The organism is Kocuria tytonicola, assembly GCF_003687175.1.
Classification (GTDB): Bacteria; Actinomycetota; Actinomycetes; order Actinomycetales; family Micrococcaceae; genus Kocuria; species Kocuria tytonicola.
On sequence record NZ_RDEX01000001.1, the window covers coordinates 1,764,478 to 1,788,623 of the forward strand.

The following is a 24,146-nucleotide window of genomic DNA, read 5'->3' on the forward strand; positions in this document are numbered from 1 at the left end:
TCGTGCCCCGGTAGCGCGCGGACACGACGGCCCCGCCCACGGCCCCGCGTGCCGGGCACCCCCACCCCACCGAAAGGACACCATGCCAACCCTCATCCTCATCCTCCTGATCGTGGTGGTGCTCGCCGCGGTCATCGCACTCGTGAAGGCGGTGCGGATCATCCCGCAGTCGCGTGCGGGCATCGTGGAGCGGCTGGGCAAGTACCAGACCACGCTCAATCCCGGGCTGCACTTTTTGATCCCGTTCATCGACCGGCTGCTGCCGCTGATCGACCTGCGTGAGCAGGTGGTCCCGTTCCCCGCCCAGTCCGTGATCACCGAGGACAACCTGGTGGTCGGCATCGACACCGTGGTGTACTTCCAGGTCACCGATCCCCGGGCCGCCACCTACGAGATCACGAACTACATCCAGGCCGTGGACGAGCTCACGAGCGCCACGCTGCGCAACGTGGTGGGCGGGCTGAACCTGGAGGAGACCCTGACCTCCCGCGACAAGATCAACGCCGAGCTGCGCGGTGTCCTGGACTCGACCACCGGACGGTGGGGCATCCGCATCTCCCGCGTGGACATCAAGGAGATCACTCCCCCGCCGTCCATCCAGGACTCGATGGAGAAGCAGATGCGCGCCGAGCGGGACCGCCGCGCGGCCATCCTGACGGCCGAGGGCGAGAAGCAGTCCCAGATCCTCACCGCCGAGGGCTCGCGCCAGGCATCCGTGCTCTCCGCCGAGGGTGACGCGAAGGCGGCCATCCTGCGTGCGGACGGCGAGGCCCAGGCCATTGCCAAGGTCTTCGACTCGATCCACCGTGCGAAGCCCACCCAGAAGCTGCTGGCCTACCAGTACATCCAGACCCTGCCCAAGGTGGCCGAGGGCAGCGCGAACAAGGTGTGGATGATCCCCGCCGAGCTCTCCACCGCCCTGCGCGGCGTGGGCTCCTACCTCAACCCCGGCTCCTCGGAGGGCCCGGAGGACGACGCCGCGGACGAGGACGTCGCGCCGCGCGCCACGGGTCACGACGCCCCCATCGTGGCGCACGAAGCCGTGAAGGTCACGGAGGAGGACCTCGAACCGGACCTCACCCTGACCGACCCGCGCGAGTTCGAGATGCCGGAGTCCCCGTACTCCTCGCCGATCGCACAGCAGGCCGCGGACCCCCATGTGGGCAACGCGCCGGGCGACGCCGCGGCGTCGGGCCCCGCAGACCCTGAGACCGCCGCGGATGGTGCCACACCGCGCCACACCGGCCCGGACCAGGGGCCCGTGCCGGGGAATGAATCCCGCTGACGCCCCGTTACGCTGGTGGAAAAGGGCGGGTCGCGCCCGGTCCGAGCTCCTCGGCTCCCGGAGGCGCCCCGCGTGACCGTACGTCAGGAAGGATCGTTGCGTGAGTGATCGCAGCCTACGAGGCATGCGCCTGGGTTCCCAGTCCATGGAGACCGAGGCCGGTGTGGAGCCCGCACCGCGTCAGCGCGTGGAGTACCGCACGGCGGACGGTGAGTCCGTCTCGGTGATGTTCGCCGCCGAGGCGGAGATCCCCCCGGTGTGGACCACCAAGACCGGCCAGGAGGCCATCCTGGTCAACGGCGAGAAGCCGGAGAACCCCAACGAGAAGCACCAGCGCTCCCACTGGGACATGCTGCTGGAGCGGCGCAGTGTCGAGGAGCTCGAGGAGACCCTCCAGCAGCGCCTGGTGTTCTACAAGGAGCAGCACGCGCTCTGACCCGCACCGCCGCGGCCCGGACCGTGGTGCACCGACGACTGTGGCCCCCGTCCGAGGACGGGGGCCACAGTCGTTCAGCGGGATCCAGCTGTTCAGCGGCACTGCCGGGGTGCAGAGGTTCCGGCGGTCGCCGCTCAGCCGCGGAGGTGCAGCTTCCGCGCGAGCGTCTCGGCGCGGGCGGTGAGACCCCAACGGGCCACGTTCGTGGCGGCCTCGATGGTGACGTCGTTGCTCATCTTGGACACGCCCTCCTCGCGCTCGACGAACGTGATGGGCACCTCCACGATCGTGAACCCCAGACGCTCCGCGCGCCACGCGAGGTCGATCTGGAAGCAGTAGCCGCGGGACTGGACGGAGTTCAGTTCGAGGGCGCGCAGCGTGGTGTCCCGGTAGGCGCGGAACCCGCCGGTGATGTCGTGGATCGACGTTCCCAGCAGCACACGCGAGTAGAGGTTGCCGCCGCGGGAGATCAGCTGGCGCTGCAGCGGCCAGTTCTCGGTGCGTCCCCCCGGGACGTAGCGCGAGCCGATGGCCATGTCCGCGCCGCGCTCGATCGAGTCCAGCAGCAGGGGCAGCTGCTCGGGCTGGTGCGAGCAGTCCGCGTCCATCTCCACGAGGACGTCGTAGCCGCGCTCGAGCCCCCACGCGAAGCCCGCGAGGTACGCCGGACCGAGGCCCTCCTTCGCGGCGCGGTGCAGCACGTGGATGTTGGCGTCCCGGGCCGCGAGCTCGTCCGCCATGTCCCCGGTGCCGTCGGGGCTGTTGTCGTCCGCGATGAGCACGTGGGCGTCCGGCACGGCGGCACGCAGCCGCGTGATGACCGTGGGCAGCGATTCACGTTCGTTGTACGTGGGAATGATGGTGAGAACTCGCACCGAGCGTCCTTTCATGCCGCTGGCATCCGGGCATCCGGTCCCGGACAGACCACTGGGCAGGCCCATCCGCCTTCGGACCAGAGGGGACGCGGGGTCACGCTCTGTTTTCTAAGGACGGATGGACCCACCCGGCAGTAAGAACCCAGTCTAACCTCAGCCCGGTCCAGGACCAACACGTCGCGGCCCGTTCAGGGGCGGGGTTCGGTCCCCGCCACGAGCTCTCCGGCCACGAGCGTGGCCTCGCAGCGGGGCAGACGGGCGTCGTCCAGGGCGGGCAGCACCGGGGTCCGCGCGCGGGGGTCGGTGCTCCAGGACGCCCCCGTGCCCTGGGCCTGCTGGACCATGACGGACTCCGCGTCCCACACGGCGAGGGCGGCCTCCGCGCCGGGCACGAGCTGACCCGCGAGCGCACTGCCACCGGGGTGGGCCCGCCACGCCCCGCGGGTGAGGGCGAGGAACGCCGCGCGTGCGGACGTGCGCAGCCTCTCCTCCGGGGCCTCCAGGGCGTCCTTGACCGCGGACCACGGGTTGGACGCGTCCGTCATGAGCGTCACGGGCACCCCCGCACGGGAGAGCTCGCGCAGCGGGGCGGCCCCGGCGCGGCAGGACACGGTGAGGTTGAGCTCCGCGAGCCGCCGGCACTGCTCGTCGTCCAGGGGTCCCACCCCCACGAGCCGGTGGCCCCGGGCGCGGAAGGCGCGCTCCCCCACCTCGTCCCGCGCTCCCTGCGCCGCCTCCAGCAGCGCGTTCGTCACGGCGTCCGGTGCAAGCCCGGACGACGAGGCCGCGGCACCCCCGCCGGGCGTGTCCGCAGTCAGGGGTGAGCCCACACCCGCAGAGCCGGTCTCCGTCGTGGGTGCGACGCCGGAGGTGCTGCCTCCCCCGGTCGTGGGCGACCCGCCGTTCGAGTGGGCCCCCGCGGGGCGCTCCGGGAGGACGAGGACCGCCTGGATCCCCTTGCGGGTGCACGCGACGAGGTGGTGGCGTGCCGCATCCCGCAGCTCCGCCGAATCCGTGCGCGCGGCGGCGTCGAACCCCAGTGCCGGGGACGGGAGCTCGGACGTGGCGATCTCCGCCTCGCCGGTCACCGCCCGCACCAGCACGGGCAGCGCGTGCGCGCCGCCCGCCACGACCTGCTCGGCCACCGCCGCGAGCGCCTCGGCATCCGCGCCGAGCAGCTCCACGGCCCCGTAGCCCTGTTCCGTGCGCGGCAGCGCGCCGGCGTCCCGGGAGGCATCCGCGACCCGGTGGTGCGCGACGAAGGCCGGGGTGACCACGGCGGCCCGAAGATCGCCGGGGGTGACCTGCGGGCCGGCCACGGACCGGGCGGCGTCGTCCGAGCCCACCCACGCGAGCGTGGAGCCGGTCACGAGGAGTGCCGTGGCGAACGGGTCCGCCGGCGAGTAGACCGATCCGTTGAGCCACACCCGGGTGTGCTGCTGTGCTGCCGTCACGTGCTCCCTCTCCTGGCCGCGGGCCGGTGCCCGGGCCGGTTGGTTCCTACTGTTCGAAGACGCTGTACTCGACCACGCCGCGGCGCACGGACTCGATGGCCTGGTGGGCCGTCTCCCGCAGGACGGGGTCGAGGTCCGCGACGGTCCGCAGCTGGTCGAGGACGTCAATGGTCTGCTTGGCCCACCGCACGAAGTCCCCGGCCGCGAGGTCGGTGCCGGTGAGCGTGCGGGTGAGCGTGGATCCCCGGGCCCACCGGTGCATGGCCTCCGCGAGACCCAGCTCGGGTGCCGCCGTGAGCGGCAGGCGGTGCTCGGCCTCCTGGGCGGAGAGCACGGACCAGTTGTGCACCAGCGTCTGGACTGCCGCGTCCATGGGGGCGGTGGGCATCCTGGGGCGGCCGCCCTGGTCCTCCCTGCGCGGCTGGTACACGAGCGCCGTCATGACGCCCGCGAGACCGGGGGCGTCCAGGCCGTCGAGGAAACCGTCCCGCAGGCTCAGGGCCAGGAGCAGGTCCCGCTCCCCGTAGAGCCGGCGCAGCTGTTCTCCCGCCGCGGTGGGGACGAGGTGGCCGGAGCCGTCCCGCTCCAGGTACGAGAAGTGGGCGAGCACCCCGCACACGCGGTCGAAGGTGGCGGCGATGCTCCCGGTGCGCCCGGCGATCTGCTTGCGCAGCCCCTGCGTGTCCTTCTCCAGCTTCCACGCGCGCTCGGCCCAGCGTGCGTGCTGCTCGCGGTCCGAGCAGCCGTGGCACGGGTGCGCGCGCAGCCGACGCCGCAGGTCCTCGATCCGGTGGTCGCGTGCGGAGGTGCCGCGGTCGAAGCGGATGGCCCGGCCCGAGGAGCCCTCACGGGCGGGCCGGTGCTCGCGCAGGGCCGCGCGCACCGTGGCGGCGAGGTCCTTGCGCTCCTGCGGGGACTTGCCGGAGAAGTGCTTGGGGATCCGGATCCTGGACTCGGGCGAGAGCGGTCCGTCGAGGTCGTTGACGCCCACCCGGCGCAGCTTGCCGTCCACCGTGAGGATGTGGGGGCGCGGGTCGAACGGGTGTGCGTCCTCGCGCAGCACCACGGCCCAGCCCGCGTTGCGGCCCTGCGGGATGTCGATGACGTCCCCTGGCAGCAGGTCCTGCAGGGCCACCGCGGCGTCGTTGCGCTGGCGAGCGGTGCGGGACCTGCTCGCGGACTTCTCCTCCCCGGCCAGCTCGCGCCGCAGCGCGGCGTACTCCGAGAAGTCCCCCAGGTGGCAGGACATGGCCTCCCGGTAGGCCTGCAGGGTCTTCTCCTGGGAGCGCACGCGCCTGGCGATGCCCACCACGGAGCGGTCCGCCTGGAACTGGGCGAACGAGGTCTCCAGGATCGAGCGGGAGCGCTTGGCACCGAAGCGCGCGATGAGGTTCGCGGACATGTTGTACGTGGGCCGGAAGCTCGAGTTCAGCGGGTACGTGCGGGTGGAGGCCAGCCCGGCCACGGCCTGCGGGTTCATCCCGTCACGCCACAGCACCACGGCGTGACCCTCGACGTCGATGCCGCGCCGGCCCGCGCGCCCCGTGAGCTGCGTGTACTCCCCCGGGGTGATGTCCACGCGGGACTCGCCGTTGAACTTGTCCAGTCGCTCGAGCACCACGGAGCGGGCCGGCATGTTGATGCCCAGCGCGAGGGTCTCCGTGGCGAAGACCGCCTTGATGAGCCCCTGCGAGAACAGCTGCTCCACCACTTCCTTGAACACCGGCAGCATGCCCGCGTGGTGGGCGGACACGCCGCGCACCAGGCCCTGGTACCAGTCCTCGTAGTTCAGTGCCGCGAGGTCCGCGGTGGACATGTGCGCGGTGGCCTCGGCGGCGTAGGCCTTGATGGTCTTCTGCTCCTGGGGAGTGGTGAGCCACAGGTCCGCGGCCGCGCACTGGGCCACGGCGGCATCGCACCCGGCCCGGGAGAAGATGAAGGTGATGGCCGGCAGCAGGCCCTCGGCGTCCAGCCGTCGCAGCAGGTGCGGGCGTGAGACGCGCTCCTGGCGCCCGGTGCGGTGCTCCTGGTGGTGCCCGCCGCGGCGTCGGCCCCGGTGGCCCGGTCCACGGCCCCCGGAGCGCCCACCGCGGGGGTGCTGCGAGCGGAACAGGCGCAGCAGCTCGGGGTTCACCGCGGGCTCCTCGCGGTGCTTGTCCGACTGGCGCTGGGCGGCCTCCTCCACCGTGGTGTCGTCCAGGAAGAGGTCGTAGAGCCGTGGGCCCACCTGCACGTGCTGCCACAGTGGCACGGGCCGGTGCTCGGAGACCACCACGTCCGTGCTGCCCCGGACGTCGTCCAGCCACGCCCCGAACTCCTCCGCGTTGGAGACGGTGGCGGACAGTGAGGCCAGCTGCACGTACTCGGGCAGGTGGATGATGACCTCCTCCCACACCGCGCCGCGGAAGCGGTCCGCGAGGTAGTGCACCTCGTCCATGACCACGAAACCGAGGTTCGCCAGGGTGGCGGACCCGCCGTAGAGCATGTTGCGCAGCACCTCGGTGGTCATCACCACCACGTCCGCCTCGGAGTTCACGGAGGTGTCCCCCGTGAGCAGCCCCACACGCTCCGCCCCCCAGCGGCGGGAGAACTCGTGGAACTTCTGGTTGCTCAGGGCCTTGATGGGTGTGGTGTAGAACGCCTTCTTCCCCTGTTGCAGTGCCAGGTGGATGGCGAACTCCCCCACCACGGTCTTGCCCGCACCCGTGGGAGCGGCCACGAGAACACCCCGGCCCTCCTCCAGGGCCCGGCACCCCTGCACCTGGAAGGGGTCCAGTTCGAAGTCCAGGGTGTTCTCGAAGGCCGAGAGCTCGGTGGCCGCGTGCGCCGCGCGGGCCTTCGCGGCTGTGTACCGTTCGGCGGGGGAAGACATGCGATCAGCCTACGCGGTGGCCCCGACACCCTCGCAGCCGCGGGATCACTCCCCGGCCGCGGTGCTCCCGAGGGAGCGCAGCTGCTCCGCGGAGGTGCCACGGTCCGCGCTCAGCCCCGTGGCGGCGGCCTGCTTGGCCTGCTTCCTGGCCCGGTGCCGGTCCAGCCACAGGCACAGCCCCACGGCCACGAAGAACAGGACGAGCAGCGGGATGGCCAGGTACAGCATGGTCACCGGGTCGGGCCCCGGCGCCGCCATGGCGGCCACCACGAGCACGATCACCACCACCACGCGCCACGACTTCAGCACGGTGCGCCCCGAGAGCAGGCCCAGCATGTTGAGCCCCACCAGCAGCACGGGGACCACGCACGCGATCCCGAACGTGAGGATGAGCTGCAGGAAGAACCGGAGGTACACACCGGCCTCCACGAAGTTGGAGCCGCCCTCCGGGGTGAACGCCGTGAGCGCGTAGACCGCCGCGGGCAGCGCCGTGACCGCGATCGCGCAGCCGCCCAGGAACAGAGGGATCGCCGCGGCGAGGAACCCCATGGCGTAGCGGCGCTCGTTCCTGTGCAGCGCCGGGGTGATGAAGGCCCACAGCTGGTAGAGCCACACGGGCGAGGCGAGGATCAGCCCCAGCACCACGGACACCTCCACCATGGTGTTGAACGAACCGCCCACGGAGGAGTAGTTGATCGTGGCGGTGCGTCCGGTCTCCGCGAGGCGCTTCAGCGGCTCGGTGATGTACTGCATGAACGGCTCGTACACCATGAACCCGGCCACGGCCCCCAGCACGGTGGCCACGGCGGACTTGATCAGGCGGTTGCGCAGCTCACGCAGGTGCTCGCGCAGCGCCATCTGGGCCTGCGGGTTGTGACGCCGCCCGGTGGTCCTGCGGCGCGCGCGGCGCTGGCGACGGGCCGACTCCTCGGCCGTCCCGGAGTCCGTGGTGGGCATGGCTGCCTGACCTCTCTGACGGAGCTGCGCACGCGCACGGCCCGGGGGCCGGACCTGCTGGTCCGGCCCCCGGCATCACGCGCGCGCCGCTGGTGGAACGACGATCACGCGGTGGGGTTCTGGCGCTGGTCCACGACCGGTGCCTGCACCGGCTGCGCGGCCGGAGCCGCGGCACCGGGCACCTGCTCCTGGACCGGCTGGGCCGGGGCGGTGGTCTGGACCGGGGCGGTGCTCTGGGCGGGCACCGGGTTCTGGACGGGAGCTGTGGTCTGCGCGGGGGCGGCGGGCTGGGCGGGAGCCGGCTGCTGCGCCGTGGTGCCCGCGACCGGCTGACCGTCCGCGACCGGCTGGCCGTTCACGGTGACGTTCGGCTCGTCGTCCTTCTTCATCTCCTTGACCTCGGACTTGAAGATGCGCATGGACTGGCCCAGGCTGCGGGCCATCCCGGGGAGCTTGGGGGCGCCGAAGAGGAGCAGGATGACCACGAGGATCAAGACAAGGGTCAGGGGGCTGTCAGCCAGACGACCGAACATGGCGGAGTCCTTTCTGTTCGGCTCGGACCAGGTCCCCGTAGCGCTGGGGAAGACCCTGGGCGTCCTTGCGCTGCATCCGTCGGATGAGCCGAGCCGTCTGTCGTTGGTCGCGTCCACGGCGGTACGCGGCGCGGGTGTCGTTCACCGGGGCGAACATGGCGGGTGGAGCGGGGCTGCGCAGCGGAGCGGGCTGACCCTCCACCGCCGCGTTCCACCGCTGCGAGAAGTCGGTGGCGGTGCGCTCGAGGTCGTCCAGCGCCGGGAGCACGTGTCCCGTGAGCACCCGGTACAGGAGCACCCCGAGGAATGCGGCGCCGGCCAGGACCACCACGGTCCACAGCAGGACCCACATCCACCAGAGCATGCTCACAGTATAGGCGCCGGGTCAGGCGCGCGGCCCGGGGCAGACCCCAGGACCACTGCTGTTCAGCCACTGTTCAACGGCCGCCACCGCCTCCGGCGGGGACACCACCCCCACGTGACCCGCGTGCCGCGTGACCAGGGAGGACAGGGCGTCCAGCGTGGGGAAGTCCACCTCGGCGGCCACGAACTCCGGCAGCGGCCGGGGTCCTCCCGCCGCACGGGCGCGCACGGTCTCCCCCGGCTGGGAGTTCCCCGCGGGGCCCTGCGCGCGTGTCGCGTCCCCTCCCCCGCCCTCGGCCGGTGGCACGGACACCTCGACGAAACGCTTCGCGTGGTAGTGCTCCACGATCCACCGCCCACGCCGGTCCGTGACGACCACGGCCTGCACCGGGCGCCGCTTGGCGGGCTGGATGCTCGAGCGCACCTCGGTCTCCATGCGGGGGTGCACCTCTGCGGCCCCGGCGTCCTCGCAGCCCACGATCCGGTCCGCCCGGAACGTGCGGGGCGCGTTGGCCTGCAGGCACCACCCCCGCAGGTACTGGTGGCCGTCGGAGAGGATCATCCGCACGGGGTCCACGAGCCGTTCCGTGACCTCGTCCCGGGAGGTCACGAGGTAGCGCAGCCGCACGCGCCGGTTCTGGGCGATGGCGCGCCGCAGCTCGCCGACGAGCGCGCTGTCCCTCGGCTCCGCGGCGGCGTCGCCCTCCGGCGCGGCGAGCGCGTCCGCGAGCGGCAGGGCGTCCGCCGCGGTGGCGACCTTGCGCATGGCGGAGCGCACCACGCGGCTGTCGCCGCCGGGCACCGCCTGCAGGGTCTGCAGCCCCATGAGCAGGGCGCTGGCCTCGGGGACGGTCAGGCGCACGGGCTCGGAGAGCTCCTGCGCGTTGCCCAGGTAGATGTGGCCGTCGTCCCACGAGGCGTCGATGAGCTGGTCCGGCAGGTGACCGGGGCGCCCGCACACGAACAGGGTCTGGAGGTCGTTGACGAGCTCGGCGTCCGTGATCCCGAAGTGCCGGGCCGTCTCCTCGAGCTCGGCGCCCTGGTGGGCGTAGACGTGGCGCACGATGTGCAGCAGCCGGGCGAGATGGTGCTCGGTGCTGGCCTTCGCGGCACCCTGGCGGCGCTGCTTGCCCCACTGCACGGCCACGCCGGGCATGCGCGCCTGGAAGGCGCGGGCGTCCGCGAGACGACGGGTCACGGCCTCCGCCACGGCCGCCTGCACCCGGGGGTCCACCGCGGGCGACGCCGCCGGGTCCCCCGCGGAGGGCTCGCACGGCACCCACGCGTCGGGTCCCGCCGCGCACACGTGCTCCGCGGCGGACTCGGTGTCGTGCACCGCGAGCTCCACGGCGTCGAAGCCCTCGGGCGCGCGCCACGTGCCCGATGCCGCGGGGTCGGCGATCCGGCGCAGCAGCTGCCCCGAGCCCTCGCGCACGAACACGACCACGCGCAGCCGCGGGGGCTGGCGGACCATGCGGGCGAGCTGCCCGCCCATGGAGAAGTCCGCGGGCGGCTCGAAGGTCTCGCGGGTGACCGCGACCTCGGAGATGATGCGGGAGAGCCGGAACGTGCGCTGCGCGCCGCGGTCGGTGTCCCAGCCGGCCAGGTACCACGCACCGTAGCGCGACCCCACGCCCCACGGCTGCACCGTGCGCCGGCTGTAGGCGCCCGTGCGGTCCACGTAGTCGAAGCGCACGGTGCGGTGCGCGAGCACTGCGGAGAGCAGCGGCTCGAACGCGGGATCCGCCACGGCCACGGTGGGCTGCACGTCCCGTCCCGGGGTCACCTCGCTGCTCAGGGCGGGTTCGAGCTTGTCCAGGGCGCGGCGTGCGAGCCGGTCCTGGGCGGCGTCGTTCCAGGCGTCCGCGGCCACCGCGAGCACGGCGGACTCCTCGGCGCTGAACCGCACCTCCGGCAGCCGGTAGGACCCGCGGGGCACACGGTAGCGCGGAGTCAGCTGCGCGTCCGAGGCCCAGGGGTCGTCGTCGGGGATCTCCTCGACCGGGTACCCGAGGGAGCGCAGGTGCGCCTTGTCACGCTCGAACATGCGCTCGAACGCGTCCTGGTTGCCCGCGCGGTCGTAGCCCGGCACGATGGCGCGCAGCTGCTCGCGCGTGTACCCGGACTCCCGGTCCAGCAGCGCGATCAGCAGGTTGAGCAGGCGCTCGGCGGACGCCGTGGTGGAACGGCGCACCGCCTCGCCGGTCTGGCGTGGCATTCAGCGGACGTCGAGCAGGTCCACCACGAAGATCAGGGCCTCGTCGGGGCCGATCTGCGCCCCGGCGCCGCGCTTGCCGTACGCCATCTCGGAGGGGATCTCCAGCCGACGGCGCCCGCCCACCTTCATGCCCAGCAGACCCTGGTCCCAGCCCTGGATGACCTGGCCCACGCCCACGATGAAGTCCAGCGGCTCGCCGCGGTTCCACGAGGCGTCGAACTCCTCGCCGCCCGAGTAGGTGACGCCCACGTAGTGGCAGGACACCGTGGAACCGGGGGTGGCCTCCTTGCCGGTGCCCTGGATCATGTCCTCGATCCGCAGCTCGGTGGGAACCGGATCCTGCGGGAAGTCGATCTCGGGCTTGGAGCGATCGAGCTTGCGCTGTCCGAATGACACGGGCTTCACCTTTCGTCGTGGGCCCCGGGGCGGGGCGGTGCCGAGGGCCAAGTGTAGCCGCCCTCACTTGCCCCGGGCGGACTCCTTCGCCGTGGGTGAAGCACTCGCCGAGCCCTTCGGCGCGGAGCTCGCCGAGGGGGACCCGGAGGCGCCCTCGGTGGCGGCCGCGGGGGTGTCCGTGCGACCCAGGACGTCCACTACGAACACGAGGGAGCCCGCGGGGTACTTGGCGTCCTTGCCGAGCTCCTTGGCGGTGCCGTACGCCTTGTCCACGGGGATCACGATCTCCACGCGGGAGCCCACCTTCTTGCCCTGGAGCCCCTCCTTCCAGCCCGAGATCACGTTGTCCAGCGGGAAGGACACGGGGGTGCCCTTCTCGTAGGAGGAGTCGAACGGCTTGCCGTCCGCCCAGCGCACGCCCACGTAGTTGGCCACCACGGTGTCGGTGGCCTTCACGGTCTCCCCGTCGCCCTCGATGAGCACGTCGGACGCAAGCTGCGTGGGCTCGGGGCCCGAGGGCTTCTTGATGGTGGGGGTGCCCTTGTCGTCCTGGGTCACGGCCGGCATGCCCTTGGCGGGGGTCTTCATCTTCTCGTTCAGCGCCGGCTCCAGCTTCTTGGTCACCTGGTAGACCTCCACCGAGGTGGCGTCGTCCCCGTCACCGGCCTTGCCCGCCGTCTCCGGGGAGCTGTACGCGATGATCTGGCCCTCCTTGGCGTTGGTCAGGGCGTCGTACATCTGGGGCAGGGAGCCCTTGAGCTGGTCGTTGACCGTGAGCACCTGACCGGCACCCTTGCTGTAGGTGTCCCCCAGGGTGGAGCCGTCCGAGCCCTTGTAGAGCGCGGCCTGGAGCATGACGTTGTCACCGGGGTCGATGTCCGGGCCGTTGCCCTCCTGGAGCACCTTGGTCTGCGGCTCGTCCACCTTCAACGGGGTCTCGAACGAGACCGAGGGGGCCTTGCCCTCGGAGGGCTTCTCGGACAGCTCCACGGAGTCCCACCCGGAGGCACCGCAGCCGGTGAGCAGGAGGGACAGGGCCAGGGCGGTGGCACTGGCGGGGATGATCTTTCGCACGACGGAACGGCCTTTCGTCAACGGGGGCGTGGCTCGGCCCCAATGTAGAGCAATGGTGTGGGGCGCGGCTGGGAACGCGCCCGGACAGCGGGTCAGACGTCGCCGCGGGCGAGCTCCCGGATGGCCTCCTCCACGTCCTCCTGGGTGGTGGCGAACGGGTCCGTGCACCTCAGGGTGCGCTGCTGCCGTTCGCCGTTGAGCTTGAGGTGCACCCAGTCCACGGTGTGGTTCACACCGGCGTCGTGGGCGGCGGCGACGAAGCGCCCGCGCAGGCTAGCGCGCGTGGGCGGCGCCTGTGACACGGCCCGGGAGACGTCCTCCGGTGCCACGAACGACTCCACCGCGCCGCGCCGCTCGAGCATGTGGAACAGCCCGTGGGACGCGGAGGTGTCGTGGTACGCGAGGTCCAGCTGGGCGATCCGCGGGTGGGAGTAGTCCATGCCGTGGGCCGCGGCGTAGGAGTCCAGCAGCTTCTTCTTCACGGCCCAGTCCAGTTCCCGGTCCACGAGCGAGGGATTCTGCTCCGCCACCGCGCGCAGCCCGCGCTCCCACAGCTCCAGCACCCAGTCCAGGCGGTCGTGGTGCGTGCCGTGGCGGTCCACGAACCTCGTGACGGCCTCCAGGTACTCCTGCTGCAGCTCCAGCGCGGAGCGGCGCTCGCCACTCGCGAGCTCCAGCGGGGCGGTGCCCGTGAGGTCGTGGGACACCGTGCGCAGGGCGGCGGCGGGGTCCGCGAGGGTGCGGTCCGGGAGGATCTGTCCCGCCTCGATCAGGCGCAGCAGCACGTCCGTGGTGCCGATCTTCAGGGCAGTGGTGGTCTGGGACATCGAGGAGTCCCCCGTGATCACGTGCAGCCGCCGGTAGTGCTGGGCGTCCGCGTGGGGCTCGTCCCGGGTGTTGATCATGGGCCGCGAGCGCGTGGTCGCCGAGGACGAGCCCTCCCAGATGTGGTCCGCGCGCTGCGAGAAGGAGTAGCTCGGGGAGCCGTCACCCGGGGTCAGCGCCCCGAACGCCGGCTGCCCCGTGGGGTGCACGCGGCCCGCCCCCACCAGGATCTGCCGCGTCACGAGGAACGGCAGCAGGTGCTGGAGCAGGCGGGTGTACTCGGTGCGCCGGGAGATCATGTAGTTCTCGTGCGAGCCGAAGGAGTTGCCCGCCGAGTCCACGTTGTTCTTGAACAGGTGCACCGTGCCCGCCACGCCCTCGGCGTCCAGGCTCTGCTGCAGCTGCGCGCGGAGGTCGTCCACGATGCGCTCGCCCGCGGCGTCCTGGGCGACGACATCGTGCAGGGAGTCGGCCTCGGCGGTCGCGTACTCGGGGTGGGATCCCACGTCCAGGTAGAGCCGGCCGCCGTTGGGCAGGAACACGTTGGAGGCCCGGCCCCACGCGAGCACGGGCGCGAAGAGCCGCCGGGCGGCGTCGTCCGCGCTCAGCGGGCGTCCCTGCGGGGCGCTGTGCGTCAGTCCGAACTCGGTCTCGATCCCGTAGATCCGGCGTTCCACGGGACTACTGGCCGCCCTTCTGGACGAAGCCCTTGACGAAGGCCTCCGCGTTGGTCTCCAGCACGCCGTCGATCTCGGCGAGGAGATCGTCCGTTCCCTGCGTGTCCCGCTGGGCCTGTGCGGCCCCGGACGTGGGCGGGGTGGTGGGTTCCGGCGTGTCGGTCTCCTCCTCGCGGCGGGAGCCGGTGCCGAAGATGCGTTCCTGTGCCATGGTGTCCTCCTGGTGCTCGGTCGATGGGGCGCGGTACGTGGGCGTGGCGACTACGGCCGAGCGGGCGGGATGTCGCTGCCCGTCACGAGGTGCGGGCGGTGGCGGGCGACCTCGCGGACCCACTGCTCGGCGTCGGGGGCCGTGAACCAGGACCCGCACACGTCCCTGCTCAGGTCCCGTGGTTCGGGCATGGCGATCCGCGCCCCGCGGCGCACGCCCGGGAAGGCCACGTTCACGGTGTCCCAGCCCACGCCCGCCATCTCGTGCGGGTAGGTGGCCACGGCGGTGCCGCGGAAGTAGGCCCGGGTGTCCTCCGGAGGGTGGTCCGCGGCGCGGACGATGCGCTCCCGGTCCACGAGGGTGCGGATCCGTCCCGCCGCCACGAGCCGGTGGTAGAGGCCCTTCTCGGGGCGCACGTCCGCGTACTGCAGGTCGATCGCCACGAGACGGGGATCGTCCCACGCCAGGCCGTCCCGCCGCCGGTAGGCGTCCAGCAGCGCGTGCTTGGCGGCCCAGTCCAGACGGTCCGCGAGCCGTCCGGGGTCCGCCTCGAGGTCCGTGAGCACCTCGTCCCACAGCTCGAGGATCTCCGCGGTCTCGGCGTCCATGCCCTCGGGGGCGAGCTCGGTCTCCAGGGCGAGCGCGGCGTCCAGGTACGCGCGCTGCAGCTGCACCGCGGTGAGCGTGCGCCCGTCCCGCAGCGGCACCCGCACCGTGACCGCGGGGTCGTGGCTGATGGTCTGCAGCGCGGCCACGGGATCCGTCAGGGCGAGGTCCGGGACGCGGTCGTGCTCGACGAGGTTCAGCACCAGGGACGTGGTGCCGAACTTCAGCAGCGTGGCCGTGTGGGAGAGGTTGGCGTCCCCGATGATCACGTGCAGCCGCCGGTAGTGCTCCTCGTCGGCGTGCGGCTCGTCGCGGGTGTTGACGATGGGCCGGTGGATCGTGGTCTCCAGCCCCACCGTGCGCTCGAAGAAGTCCGCGCGCTGGCTCAGCTGGAACCCGGGCGTGGCGCCGTCCGCCCCGATCCCCACGCGCCCGGCGCCGCACATGATCTGGCGGGACGCGAAGAACGGCAGCAGGGCGGCGGTGATCCGCTCGAAGGGCACCGAGCGGGCGACCGTGTAGTTCTCGTGCGCGCCGTAGGAGACCGACTTGTTGTCCGTGTTGTTCTTGTAGAGGTTCACGGCGGGGGCGTCCGTGCGCGCGCTGCGCTGCGCGAGGTCCGCCACGGCGCGGTGGGCCACCACGTCCCCGGCGGCGTCCCACGTGAGCGCATCCCGCGGCGTGGTGACCTCGGGCGAGGAGTACTCGGGGTGGGAGTGGTCCACGTAGACGCGTGCCCCGTTGGGGATGACCGTGTTCATGACCACGCGCCGCCAGTCCATGTCCTCGGCGTACATCGCGGACTCGCTGATGGCCTCCGCGGCGATCTCCTCGGAGGTCAACACGGGCGCCTCATCCGTGAGCTGCGTGGGGTGGGCGTCCTCGCGGGACACGGTGAAGCCCCGGGCGTCCGTGAGCGGGGCCTCGGAGCCGTAGTCCCACCCGGTCCCCACGGGCTCGTGGCCGACGTCGCTCGCGTCCCCGTCCGGTCCGCCCCCGTCCGGGCCGTGCGCGCCACGGGCGGTGCGCAGGTTCCGGGCGACCCACGCCGCGTAGCCAGTGACCACCCGCGTGGAGAGCACGGTGGCGTTCGCGTCCGGGGCGCCCTGTGCCAGCACCCCGAACTCGGTCTCGCTGCCCATCACCCGGCGCACCGTCATGCCGCACCTCCCCCGGCGTGGTGGGACGCAGTGCCGTGAGGCGCGGTGTTCTGGGCCTCGGCCCTGGGCCCGGTGCCGCGGGACGCCGTGCCGCCGCCCATGCCATCGTGGTGCTCCACCACGCGCACGTCCCGGATGGTGTCCGCGCGCCGGCCGGTGAGCCGGGCCCAGTCCTCCGGCTCCGCGGTGCTGGGCAGGTCCTGCTGCTCGTGGAACTCCTCGTCCACGGCCGCCACCAGGTGCCCCGCCGTGAGGCCGCGCCGGCCCGTGGTCAGTAGGGTCTTGACGGCCTGGGTCTTGGCGCGGTCCACCACGTTGCGGATCACCGCGCCCGAGGCGTAGTCCGCGAAGTACAGGGTCTCGCGGGTACCGTCCCGGTAGCTGATCGTGAGGAACTCGGTGTCCGGTTCCCGGGCGTACATCCGGTCCACGGCCGCCGTGACGAGCTCCTGGGCGGCGAGCGCGCGGGACCCGGCCCGGGCGACGTCGTCGTCCCGCAGCGGCAGGTCCTCGGTGACGTAGAGAGAGAAGATCTCGCGGGCGCCCTGCCGGTCCGGGCGGTCGATGCGGATCTTCACGTCCAGGCGTCCGGGGCGCAGCACGGCGGGGTCGATCATGTCCTCGCGGTTGGTGGCACCCACGACCATCACGTTGTCCAGCTGCTCCACGCCGTCGATCTCGGTGAGCAGCTGCGGGACGATCGTGGTCTCCACGTCCGAGGACAGCCCCGAGCCGCGCACGCGGAACAGCGAGTCCATCTCGTCGAAGAACACCACCACGGGCACCCCGCGGGCGGCCTGCTCGCGGGCGCTGGCGAAGATCGAGCGGATCTGGCGCTCGGTCTCCCCCACGTACTTGTCCAGCAGCTCGGGGCCCTTGATGTTGAGGAAGTAGCCCTCGGGCCGGGTGCGCCCGGCCTTCTCGGCGCTGCGCTCGGCCAGCGAGCGTGCCACGGCCTTGGCGATGAGCGTCTTGCCGTTGCCCGGGGGCCCGTACAGCAGGATGCCCTTGGGCGGGCGCAACCCGTGCTCGCGGAAGATCTCGGGGTGCACGTGGGGCAGCTCCACGGCGTCGCGGATGGCCTCGATCTGGGGCCCCAGACCGCCGATGTCCGTGTAGCTGACGTCCGGGACCTCCTCCAGCACGAGCTGCTCCACGTCCGTGCGCTGCACGGGCTCCAGGGCGAAGCCGGTGCGGTGGTCCACGGTGAGGGCGTCCCCGGGTTTCGGGCGCTCGCGGCGCAGCCGCCCGGAAAGCAGCAGCACCCGCTCCTCGTCCGAGCGGCCCACGGTGAGCACGCGGTCGTGGTCCACGACCTCCTTGACGGTGGCCACCTCGCCCGTGCGCTCGTAGTCCAGCACCGCCACGACCACGTAGTTCTCGTTGAGCAGCACCCCGATCCCGGGTTCGCACGTGCTGAAGGACACGAGCGGGCTCACGGCCACCCGCATCCTCCGCCCGGCCGCGAGCACGTCCAGGGTGGGGCCGGTGACCACGGGACCGTCCCCCGTGTTCTCTCCCACCGGGCGGCGGCCGTGGTTGACCTGCAGCACCGTGGCGAACGTGGCGGGCGGCTCGGCCTCCGCGGCCAGTGTCTTCTTGAGGCTGACGATCTCCTGGCGGGACGCGTTGAGCAGCCGCACGAGCTTCTCGTTCTGGGACCCGAGGGCGGCGGCCTGCTTGTCCAGGTTCCGCTTCTGGTCCCGCAGCAGGTTGATCTGACGCTGGGTGGTGTCCGCCGTGGGCTGCCGGCCGGCGGGCTGCTGGGGGGACTCAGTCATCACGGCCCCGTCCGCGCCCGGTGTCCTCCCCGGTGGAGTCCGTAGCGGTGCCCGCCTCCCGGCCACCGGGGTGCTCCCCCGCGGGGGTCCGGCTCCCCTCGGGGCGGGAGCGGGCGGCGTCGTCCGCGGGCGCGGCATCGATCTCCCGCTGGGCGCGCGCGGCGTGCTGGGCCAGTGACGCGGCGTCCCGGCCGGTGCGGCGCAGCTTGCGGTCCGAGACGATCCGCTCCCCCAGTGCCACGGGGGTCCAGGCCTGCAGGTCCTCCTCGGAGTACTCGCTCTTGGACGCGCGGCGCTTGGGCGCGAGCCGGGGCGAGCCGTCCGCGAGGCGGCGGGACTGGATGAGGAAGCCGGTGTGGGCGACCATGCGGTGGTCCGGGCGCACCGCGAGGCCCTCCACGTGCCAGCCGCGCACCATGGTCTCGGAGGCCTCGGGCTCGGTGAAGCGGCCGTCGGCGCGCATGGCCTCGGCCACGCGGGAGAGCTGCGGCACGGTTGCGACGTAGCAGATCACCACACCACCCGGGGCGAGGGCCGTGGCGACGGCGTCCAGGCACTCCCACGGTGCCAGCATGTCCAGGACGACGCGGTCCACGGAGCCGGGTTCCTCGGTGGCGCCGAGTTCCTCGGAGAGGTCGCCCAGGCTCAGCCGCCACGCGGGGTGCGGGCCCCCGAACATGGTCTCGATGTTCCCGCGGGCGATCTCCGCGAACTCCTCGCGGCGCTCGAACGAGTGCACGAGCCCTTCGTCCCCCACCGCACGCAGCAGCGAGATGCTCAGGGCGCCGGAGCCCACGCCGGCCTCGACCACACGCGCGCCCGGGAAGATGTCCGCCATGGTCACGATCTGGCCCGAGTCCTTGGGGTAGATCACGGCCGCGCCGCGCGGCATGGACAGCACGAAGTCCTTGAGCAGGGGGCGCAGGGCCTGGTACTGCAGTCCCACGGTGTTGGTGACCACGGTGCCCTCGGGCCGCCCGATCAGCGTGTCGTGCGGCAGCACCCCGCGGTGGGTGTGGTGCTCTCCCCCGTCCACCAGGGTGATGGTGGTCATCTTCCCGCTCTCGTCCGTGAGCTGGACACGCTCCCCGGAACGGAACGGCCCGCGCCGGTTGGCCGCGCCCCGCACCGTGGCACCGGTGGGGCTCGGGCGGGACTCTGGGGACTGCTGCTCGCTCATGTGCTCGCTTTCACGCCGGGGTGACACCTGCGGTGTCCGGACTCGGTGGAGGCCCCGCTCGGGGGAAGCTCCGTGCTCCATTCTCCCACCGTAGCCCGACGCCGCCCGCCACCTCCACGGCGCGGGCTCAGCCCCGCAGCGCGTACCGCGCGAGGTCCTCGTGGTGCACCACGCCGAGCACCTCGTCCGCACCGTCGACCACCCACGCCCAGGCCAGCCCGCGGGCCTCCAGGAACCTCACGAGGTCCCCGCCGCGCACCTCCGGGGTCACCCGCGCGGCGTCCGGGACCCAGGCCGCGACGTCGCCCATGGCCACGCGGGAGCGCTGCGGCCCGGGCACCCGTGCGGCGAGGGCCGGGTCCAGCACCCCGAGCGCCCGGCGCCGGGGATCGCGCGCCACGGCGTCCGGGGTCCACCCGCGGTAGCCGTCCCCGGTGACCGCCACGACCGCGGCGTCCACGGTGGACAGCGGTGTGGTGGGTGCGAACTCGACGGCGGGGCGGGCGATGTCCCCGGCACGCACGGCGTCGAGCACCCCCATGAGCCGGGACTGCTTGAGTGCCTGGCCCGCCCCCACATAGATGAACCCCGCCACCAGCAGGGTCACCGCGATCACGGCGGGCTGGCGCCACTGCCCGGTCCACATGGCCCACGCGAGCACTCCCGCGGCAATCGCGCGCCCGCACCACGCGGCCACCACGGTGCCCCGGGACTCGGACCCCGTGACCGCCCAGATCACGGACTCCACCACGCGCCCACCGTCCAGCGGGAGCCCCGGGAGCAGGTTGAACACGCCCAGCACCCAGTTGGCCAGCACCACGAGCTCCGCGAGCGCCCACACCGGCCCGGCCGCCGATTCCGGCACGAAGGACAGCCCCACGGTGCCCGCCGCGGCGAGAGCCACGTTGCTCAGGGGGCCCGCCAGTGAGACGAGAGCGGTGGGCAGCGGCCGGGAGTGCACCGCGCCGAACGCCGTGTGCCCGCCCATCAGCGTCAGCACGATCCGGGTCACGGGCCACCCCGCTGCTCGGCCCGCCGCGGCGTGCGCGAGCTCGTGCACGAGCACGCTCAGTGCGAGACCCACCGCGAAGCCCAGGGCCAGGAGCAGGTTCACCCAGCCCAGCTGCGGGTACAGCCGCCACAGCACGGGTCCGTACATCACCACCGTGAGCGCCGCGATCACGAACCAGGAGCGGTCCAGGAAGAGCTCCACCCCGGTGACCCGTCCCAGGCGCACACCGCGGGGACGGGTGGCACCCGCTGCGGCCGGGGCGGCGTCGTCGTGCGCGGGATCACTGTCGCGGGGAGCAGGCATGGTGCTCATGGTAGGTCGCCCACCGGGGCCCGCGCTGGACGGGAGGCCGTGGAGCGGGTGCGGATCCTGGCCGTACAGTAGGGCGGGTGAGCACGTTGGACAGCAATTCGCAGCAGCCCGGCACCGGGCCCTTCGGGGTGGTGCAGGACGGCACCCAGGAGACCGTCACGGTGCTCATCGCGGCGTTCGAGGGCTGGAACGACGCCGGGGACGCCGCCACGGACACCCTCAAGCTCATCCGTGAGCACCTGGGCGCACGCGAGGTCTTCGAGGTGGCCTCCGACGACTACTACGACTACCAGTACTCCCGCCCGGTCATCCGGCGCTCGCTGTCCGGCGAGCAGAAGCTGCACTGGCCCTCCACCAAACTGTCCCGGGCCAGCGTGCCGAACACCAACCTGGACGTGGTGCTGCTGCACGGCTGGGAACCGTCCTACCGGTGGCGCGCCTTCACCGCGCAGCTGCTGGAGCAGGCCACGGCACTGGACGTGGACTTCGTGGTCATGCTCGGCTCCCTGCTCGCGGACGTGCCCCACACGCGGCCCATCCCCGTGACCCTGACCTCGGACACCGAGCAGCTGCGCACCGAGCTGGACATCGAGGCGCCGCAGTACGAGGGCCCCACCGGGATCGTGGGCGTGCTGTCCCACATGGCCGCCCTCGCCGGGTTCCCCACGCTGAGCATGTGGGCCGCCGTTCCGCACTACGTGGCGCACTCCCCCTCCCCCAAGGCGCAGCTCGCGCTGCTGCGCCGGCTCGAGGACCTGCTGGGGATGTCCCTGCCCCTGGACCCCGTGGTGGAGGACTCGCAGGCGTGGGAGCGCGGCGTGGACGAGCTCGCGGAGGAGGATCCCGAGGTGGCCGACTACGTCCGGCAGCTCGAGGAGGCCAAGGACACGGTGGACCTGCCCGAAGCCACCGGGGACGCGATCGCCCGGGAGTTCGAGCGCTACCTGCGCCGTCGCGACGACCGCGACTGAGCGCCACCGGCGGCCCTCCGGCCACGCCAACGTCCCCGCACACGGGAGCGCCCCGGTCCGGTGGCTGCCGGACCGGGGCGCTCCCCGCGTGCACACGTCTTAGGCCTCTGGGCGACGCCGCGCGGCCTGCTGTCAGAGGACGATGCCCAGCAGCGCCTCCACCGTGCTCCGGGCCAGCTCGGTGTCCTGCGCCGACGCCGCCGTACCCCGTGTCGCGGCCCCGCCCAGGTTCCGCGCGGCCCACGCGTCCACCGCGATGAGCGCCGCCGGGGCGTTCAGGTCCTCGGCCAGCGCCGCGCGCACGGCCTCGAGCATCGCGTCCGCCCCGGCCGTCTCGGGCTTCGCGGCCGCCTCGCGCCACGTGGCCAGCCGCCGCTGCGACTGCTCCAGCAGGTCCTCGGTCCAGAACCAGTCCGTGCGGTAGTGGTTCGACAGGATCGCCAGCCGGATGGCGGCGGGATCCACACCGGCCCGCCGCAGGGTGGACACCAGCACCAGGTTGCCCTTGGACTTGGACATCTTCTCGCCGTCCAGACCCACCATGGCGGTGTGGACGAAGTGCTCGGCCATGGGCGTGCCGGACAGCGCGTAGGAGTGCCCCGCGCCCATGTCGTGGTGGGGGAACGCGAGGTCCGAGCCGCCGCCCTGGACCGTGAAGGGCTGCGGGAGGTGCCGCAGGGCGATCACACTGCACTCGATGTGCCACCCGGGGCGGCCCGCACCGAGCGAGGCACCGTCCCACGCGGGCTCACCCGGTCGTTCCACGCGCCACAGCAGGGGGTCCAGGGGATTCCGCTTGCCCGTGCGGTCCGGGTCCCCGCCGTGGTCCGTGAACAGCGGCAGCATCCCGTCCCGGTCCCCCTCGAGGCGGCACGTGCCGCCCACGACCCACGCGTCCGGGTCCTCGGTGCGCAGTCTCCCGGCGGCCCCGACGTCGAAGTAGACGTCCCCGGCGGGTGCCGGCTCTCCGTCCTGGCCCGTTCCGGCCGGCACGCGGTAGGCGAGGCCGCGCTCCACGAGACGCTCGACGGCGGGCACGATCCACTCCACGGCTTCCGTGGCCCCCACGTAGTGGTCCGGGGGCAGGACGTTGAGCGCGGCCATGTCCGTGCGGAACAGCTCGGTCTGGGACTCGGCGAGCTCCCGCCAGTCCACCCCGGTGGCGTTCGCGCGCTCGAGCAGGGGGTCGTCCACGTCCGTGACGTTCTGCACGTAGTCCACGGCGAACCCTGCGTCCCGCCACACGCGCTGCAGCAGGTCGAAGGTCACGTAGGTGGCGGCGTGGCCCATGTGGGTGGCGTCGTACGGGGTGATCCCGCAGACGTACAGCCCCGCACGTCCGTCACGGGCCGCCAGCTCCTCCGGCTCCCCGGTGCTCGTGTCGAAGACGCGGGGCGCCGCGGCGGCACCCGGCAGCGGCGGGACGGGTCGGGAGGTCCAGGACTTCATGTTCACCTTCGGTTGGACGGTCGTTCGAGTCTCACGAGCGCAACGGGAGCCTGCGGGACGCTATTCCCCGCACTGCGCGGCCGTGCGCGCCCGGCGGCACGGGGCGGCGTCGGGCGCAGTGCGGGGCGGGCGTCAGGCGGTCAGGATGCCGGTGCCGAGCAGGACGAAGACCGCGGCACCCAGCACGATGCGGTACCACACGAAGAGGCTGTAGCTGCGCTCGGAGATGTAGTGCATGAACCAGCCGATGATGAGGTACCCCACCGCGAACGCGATCACGGTGGCCACGGCGGTCTGGCCCATGGTGTAGATCCCCGCGGGGACCTTGCCCGTCACCACCTTGTACAGCTCGTACAGTCCCGAGGAGAAGACCGCGGGGATGGCCAGCAGGAAGGCGTAGCGTGCCGCGGCGGCCCGGGTGTAGCCCATGAGCAGACCCGCGGTGATGGTGCCCCCCGAGCGGGAGACACCGGGGATCAGGGCGAGCGCCTGCGCGACGCCGTAGCCCACGGCGTGCTTGGTGGTCAGGTTCTCCAGGTGGCGCTCCTGCTTGCCCACGTGGTCCGCGACCGCCAGGAACAGGCCGAAGACGATCAGCATGGTGGCGGTGATCCACAGGGAACGGAACTGGGTCTCGATGAGGTCCTGCAGCAGCAGCCCGAGGATCGCGATGGGGAACGAGCCCAGGATGATGAACCACCCCATGCGGGCGTCCGGGTCCTTGCGGTCCACACGGCCGGCGAGCGAGAGTGCCCACTGCTTGATGATCCGCACGATGTCCCGCCAGAAGAAGAGGATCACGGCGGTCTCGGTCCCCAGCTGGGTGATGGCCGTGAAGGCGGCGCCGGGGTCCCCACCGTGGGGCAGGAACTCCCCCACGATGCGCAGGTGCGCCGAGGAGGAGACGGGGAGGAATTCTGTCAGGCCCTGCACCAGGCCCAGGATGATGGCTTCGATCCAGTTCACGCGACAACTGTACGGCACACCCGCCGAACGTTCCGGGGCCCCGGGGCGAGAGGCACTGGGAACCCCCTGGAGACGCGTGCGGCCCCCGCCGGGTGGCGGGGGCCGCACGCAGGTGTGGGGGCCGGTCAGCGACCGGAGCGTCGCTCGGAACCGTCCTCGGCCGTCTCGTCCTCGTCGTAGTCGTCCTCGTCGACGAGGTCCTCGTCCAGCATCTCGTCGTCCTCGAGGAGATCGTCCTCGTCCTCGTCGTCGAGGTCGTCATCGTCGTCGTCCGCGAACACGGTGAGCGGGGTGACCTCGTCGTAGGCGTCGTAGAGCGCTTCCTCGTACGCCTCGAAGGAGTTCGCGATGGCTACGTAGGCCTTGTCCACCGAGGGGTCGTCGTCGGAGCGGCGGTTGGCGGCCGCGGCAAGATGTTCTTCCAGGGCATTGACGAGCGCCTGCAGTGCGGCGCGGGGATCGGTGCTCATGAGGTAGACGTTAGTCGTTATCGGAGCAGAATGGGAGCAATGAGAGAACAACGCCTGAAACAC

The 24,146-nt window shown here is 72.4% G+C and carries 21 protein-coding genes; 3 read left to right on the plus strand and 18 right to left on the minus strand.

Translation table 11 applies throughout. The features are described 5' to 3' along the window. Positions 1-82 precede the first annotated feature (82 nt). Both EAE32_RS07950 and EAE32_RS07955 read left to right on the plus strand, forming a co-directional pair. The gene (locus tag EAE32_RS07950) at positions 83-1,285 is read left to right on the plus strand and encodes an SPFH domain-containing protein (RefSeq protein ID WP_121864690.1); all 1,203 of its coding nucleotides are present in this window, start codon (positions 83-85) and stop codon (positions 1,283-1,285) included. A gap of 100 nt (positions 1,286-1,385) precedes the next feature. Beyond that, the gene (locus EAE32_RS07955; protein ID WP_121864691.1) at positions 1,386-1,721 is read left to right on the plus strand and encodes an RNA polymerase-binding protein RbpA; all 336 of its coding nucleotides are present in this window, start codon (positions 1,386-1,388) and stop codon (positions 1,719-1,721) included. Between the two features lie 134 nt (positions 1,722-1,855). Here the strand turns inward: EAE32_RS07955 and EAE32_RS07960 are convergent, their stop codons facing one another. The 15 genes from EAE32_RS07960 to EAE32_RS08030 all read right to left on the minus strand — a co-directional run bounded on the left by EAE32_RS07960 (position 1,856) and on the right by EAE32_RS08030 (position 20,218). Then, on the minus strand, positions 1,856-2,596 hold the full coding sequence (locus EAE32_RS07960; protein WP_121846619.1) for a polyprenol monophosphomannose synthase: 741 nt from the start codon (positions 2,594-2,596) through the stop codon (positions 1,856-1,858). Positions 2,597-2,784: 188 nt separating this feature from the next. Continuing rightward, positions 2,785-4,050: an amidohydrolase family protein gene (locus EAE32_RS07965; protein ID WP_121864692.1), complete on the minus strand. Its 1,266-nt coding sequence runs from the start codon at positions 4,048-4,050 to the stop codon at positions 2,785-2,787. Between the two features lie 46 nt (positions 4,051-4,096). Beyond that, positions 4,097-6,922, minus strand: coding sequence for a DEAD/DEAH box helicase (locus EAE32_RS07970; protein WP_121864693.1), 2,826 nt, complete (start codon positions 6,920-6,922; stop codon positions 4,097-4,099). A gap of 45 nt (positions 6,923-6,967) precedes the next feature. After that, positions 6,968-7,780 carry a twin-arginine translocase subunit TatC gene (gene tatC / locus EAE32_RS07975; protein ID WP_121864849.1) on the minus strand — a complete coding sequence of 271 codons (813 nt, stop codon included), beginning with the start codon at positions 7,778-7,780 and terminating at the stop codon, positions 6,968-6,970. A gap of 203 nt (positions 7,781-7,983) precedes the next feature. Beyond that, entirely contained in the window at positions 7,984-8,412 is a 429-nt protein-coding gene (tatA, locus tag EAE32_RS12015) for a Sec-independent protein translocase subunit TatA (protein WP_121864694.1), read from the minus strand. Beyond that, on the minus strand, positions 8,393-8,776 hold the full coding sequence (locus EAE32_RS07985) for a hypothetical protein (RefSeq protein ID WP_121846084.1): 384 nt from the start codon (positions 8,774-8,776) through the stop codon (positions 8,393-8,395). Before EAE32_RS07985 ends, tatA begins: the two co-directional genes overlap by 20 nt. 21 nt (positions 8,777-8,797) lie before the next feature. Further along, positions 8,798-10,993, minus strand: a complete 2,196-nt coding sequence (locus EAE32_RS07990; RefSeq protein WP_121846083.1) for a WYL domain-containing transcriptional regulator — start codon at positions 10,991-10,993, stop codon at positions 8,798-8,800. After that, the gene (locus EAE32_RS07995; RefSeq protein ID WP_121864695.1) at positions 10,994-11,389 is read right to left on the minus strand and encodes an FKBP-type peptidyl-prolyl cis-trans isomerase; all 396 of its coding nucleotides are present in this window, start codon (positions 11,387-11,389) and stop codon (positions 10,994-10,996) included. 63 nt (positions 11,390-11,452) lie between these two features. Next, positions 11,453-12,463, minus strand: coding sequence for an FKBP-type peptidyl-prolyl cis-trans isomerase (locus EAE32_RS08000; RefSeq protein ID WP_121864696.1), 1,011 nt, complete (start codon positions 12,461-12,463; stop codon positions 11,453-11,455). A gap of 92 nt (positions 12,464-12,555) precedes the next feature. Further along, positions 12,556-13,965, minus strand: coding sequence for a Pup--protein ligase (pafA, locus tag EAE32_RS08005; RefSeq protein ID WP_121846080.1), 1,410 nt, complete (start codon positions 13,963-13,965; stop codon positions 12,556-12,558). Between the two features lie 4 nt (positions 13,966-13,969). Then, positions 13,970-14,176, minus strand: a complete 207-nt coding sequence (locus EAE32_RS08010; RefSeq protein ID WP_121846079.1) for a ubiquitin-like protein Pup — start codon at positions 14,174-14,176, stop codon at positions 13,970-13,972. Between the two features lie 50 nt (positions 14,177-14,226). Beyond that, a complete protein-coding gene (dop, locus tag EAE32_RS08015; RefSeq protein ID WP_121864697.1) occupies positions 14,227-15,942 on the minus strand; it encodes a depupylase/deamidase Dop in 1,716 nt (571 codons plus the stop codon). Beyond that, positions 15,939-17,723 carry a proteasome ATPase gene (gene arc, locus EAE32_RS08020; protein WP_243635628.1) on the minus strand — a complete coding sequence of 595 codons (1,785 nt, stop codon included), beginning with the start codon at positions 17,721-17,723 and terminating at the stop codon, positions 15,939-15,941. Before arc ends, dop begins: the two co-directional genes overlap by 4 nt. Next, a complete protein-coding gene (locus EAE32_RS08025; protein WP_240625105.1) occupies positions 17,716-18,903 on the minus strand; it encodes a tRNA (adenine-N1)-methyltransferase in 1,188 nt (395 codons plus the stop codon). The genes arc and EAE32_RS08025 overlap by 8 nt, the downstream gene beginning before the upstream one ends. Positions 18,904-19,030: 127 nt before the next feature. Continuing rightward, a complete protein-coding gene (locus EAE32_RS08030; RefSeq protein ID WP_121864698.1) occupies positions 19,031-20,218 on the minus strand; it encodes a site-2 protease family protein in 1,188 nt (395 codons plus the stop codon). An 86-nt stretch (positions 20,219-20,304) separates the two neighbouring features. On the opposite strand from EAE32_RS08030, the gene EAE32_RS08035 reads away from it, so the two are divergent. Then, positions 20,305-21,198: a PAC2 family protein gene (locus EAE32_RS08035; protein WP_121864699.1), complete on the plus strand. Its 894-nt coding sequence runs from the start codon at positions 20,305-20,307 to the stop codon at positions 21,196-21,198. Between the two features lie 132 nt (positions 21,199-21,330). Here EAE32_RS08035 and mshC read toward each other — a convergent pair whose 3' ends face one another. The 3 genes from mshC to EAE32_RS08050 form a co-directional block, all read right to left on the minus strand. Then, positions 21,331-22,647: a cysteine--1-D-myo-inosityl 2-amino-2-deoxy-alpha-D-glucopyranoside ligase gene (gene mshC, locus EAE32_RS08040; RefSeq protein WP_121846075.1), complete on the minus strand. Its 1,317-nt coding sequence runs from the start codon at positions 22,645-22,647 to the stop codon at positions 21,331-21,333. Positions 22,648-22,779: 132 nt separating this feature from the next. Beyond that, positions 22,780-23,613, minus strand: coding sequence for an undecaprenyl-diphosphate phosphatase (locus EAE32_RS08045; protein ID WP_121864700.1), 834 nt, complete (start codon positions 23,611-23,613; stop codon positions 22,780-22,782). A gap of 125 nt (positions 23,614-23,738) precedes the next feature. Beyond that, entirely contained in the window at positions 23,739-24,083 is a 345-nt protein-coding gene (locus EAE32_RS08050) for a primosomal protein (protein WP_121846073.1), read from the minus strand. Positions 24,084-24,146: the final 63 nt, after the last annotated feature.